The sequence below is a fragment of the Alteromonas sp. ABH2_165 genome (genome assembly GCF_056159945.1).
Window position 1 is genome coordinate 1 of the sequence record NZ_JBSWWF010000028.1, and the last position, 801, is coordinate 801.

1 protein-coding gene is annotated in these 801 nt (G+C 39.0%); it reads right to left on the reverse strand.

The genetic code is table 11. The annotated features are described in order from the left end of the window. Positions 1–104: 104 nt before the first annotated feature. On the reverse strand, positions 105–801 hold a 697-nt coding region (locus ACXAFQ_RS20450; RefSeq protein WP_474825213.1), incomplete at its 5' end, for a hypothetical protein.

Sequence of the window (801 nt, forward strand, 5' to 3'; positions counted from 1 at the left end):
GCATAAAGGGCGATAACACATGGGCTAAAATTAGGAACGAAGTGACGCTGCCCATGTGTTAGCGTCCCAGCGAGCCTGCGAGCGATTTAATGCGTTTGTTAGTTTCACATGTCAAATACAGCATCAAAACTCTCTCCTTGTTTCATTCTCTGAAGATTTGCATAAAACTCATTTTTATCAACTGATTCAACCGCTAACCTTGCTGCTCTATAATTATCAAACGCGTTTGCATTATAAAATTGATGACCATAAAACAGCTTTTTAACCGCCTCTACTTCTACTTTATCCATTGATATATTTTCAACTAAAAAGGGCTCCCTATGGTCGACCATTAAAGAAACTCCTTCCTCAAACCATCTAGGCATTCTTAAAAGCTGAGTCAGCCAGCCAAGACGCGAATATATCTCAGCATGAACCAATTCGTGGGCAACTACGTCTATATTTTGTCCTTTAGGGCCTATTACCAAGCAATTATTGAAAGGACTGAAATGGGAGGTCGCTGTGTCAGATGCAAAAAACTTATGAGACTCATTCTTATCAGAGGTTAAAATAATGGTTGGAACGGCAACTAACTCACCGAACATATCGCTCACTCTCATAGCCCCATAATTCAAAAACTCTAAATCCTGTATATTTCTTGAGTAATCTTTCGCAACGAATACATTTGGCAGCACTTCTTTATACCCTAGAGGACTTGCTATTTCACAGGCTATTGCGCCTTTAAAAAAATAAAGCGGCGCTCCAAACAATATAAAACTTAATACTATGTAAAAAAGCGATGATTTCTTCATTCTTCCTCCG